Here is a 1440-nt window from a genome sequence, read left to right as displayed (position 1 = left end):
TGAAGTGAACCCAAAAAGTTAGACACATAATTTATTAAGCAGCCTCTAGGGCATGCGTTCGGTATTCCACCGGGCTCATGCCCTTTAATTTTGTCTTGATTCGTTTGTGATTATAGTAATTGATATACTCTTCGAGTTCCTCTTTGAAATGAGCAAGGTTTTTAAACTTCTGTAGATATAGAAGTTCCGATTTTAATATCCCAAAGAAGCTTTCAATAACGGCATTATCTAAACAATTTCCCTTACGAGACATGCTTTGACGTATACCATGTTGTTTTAGTACATGGTCGTACTGCTTCATTTGATAATGCCATCCTTGATCTGAGTGGAGAATGACTTCGTCTCCATCTTTTAAGTGTGTCACGGCTTGTTCGATCATTTTTCCGACAAGTGGATAAACAGGCTTGGATTCGATATTATACACAAGGACTTCGCCATTGAAGAGATCTAGTACCGGAGACAGGTAAAGCTTCTCTCCGAAGAGATGAAACTCGGTTACATCCGTCACCCATTTCTGATTGGGTCTTGACGCTTGGAAATCACGCTTGAGAAGGTTAGGGGCAATCTTGCCTACTTTCCCTTTGTATGAGCGATATTTCTTCATGCGTACTAAGCTCTTCATCCCCAATTCATTCATCAACCGGCGAACAGTTTTGTGATTGACTTTAAAGGCACGTCGGCGAAGTTCTAGTGTGATGCGACGGTATCCATAACGCCCCTTGTGAGCATGAAAAATATTTTCGATTAACATCTTCAGATGGCTGTACTTGTCAGGACGCCGGGAGGCGTTTAACCAATAATAATAAGTACTGCGGGCAAGTCCTGCCACTTGTAAAAGTAAGTTAAAAGCAAATTGTCCCCTTAGTTCACGCACTATTTTCGCTTTTTCTTGTGTTCGGATACTTCCCGTTCCTGAACTAAGGCTCTCAACTTTTTTAGGTAGGCGTTCTCCGCGCGCAACCGTTCATTTTCTGCCTGTAAAGCCTCTAGCGAAACTTCGGGCTGTTTTTCTTTTTTGGTTTTTTCTTTCTTCATGGATTGATGCCCCTTTTTCTTTGGCAATAGGGCATCTACTCCTTTTGTTTCCCATAGCCTCCGCCAGGAACTAATTAAACTTGGAGAGGAAATGGCAAACCGGACAGCAGTTTCCTGCAGCGAAGCCCCATTCTCGTTCATATAATTGAGTACATCTAGTTTATCCTGTAGGGAATAAGATGTATAGCGGTTTTCGAATGCCTTCTCTCCATACTTTTCATATTGTTTGATCCAATTATGAACAACTGAATGGCTCGTTCCTAACGACTTCGCAATCCTCTTAACGCCTTCTGGTCCTGATTCATAACGCCGTACGGCGTTCATTTTGTCTTCTATTGAAAACCTAACCATAAAAAATACACCTCCAATTGTTAGATGGTGTCTAACAATTGGGGTGCACTTCAT

1 protein-coding gene is annotated in these 1440 nt (G+C 41.7%); it reads right to left on the bottom strand.

Translation table 11 applies throughout. From position 1 onward, the window contains the following. Positions 1 to 34 precede the first annotated feature (34 nt). Positions 35 to 1386 (bottom strand): IS3 family transposase gene (locus M3221_RS25370; protein WP_251274809.1). Its coding sequence is split into 2 segments (ribosomal slippage): positions 35 to 939 and positions 939 to 1386, totalling 1353 coding nucleotides; the frame shifts between segments, so codons are not numbered across the junction. Between the last annotated feature and the right edge of the window lie 54 nt (positions 1387 to 1440).

Source organism: Domibacillus indicus, assembly GCF_023715895.1.
GTDB classification, from domain to species: Bacteria; Bacillota; Bacilli; order Bacillales; family Domibacillaceae; genus Domibacillus; species Domibacillus indicus_A.
Note: the sequence above shows the minus strand (reverse complement) of the source record. Positions and strands in the feature narration are given on the sequence as shown.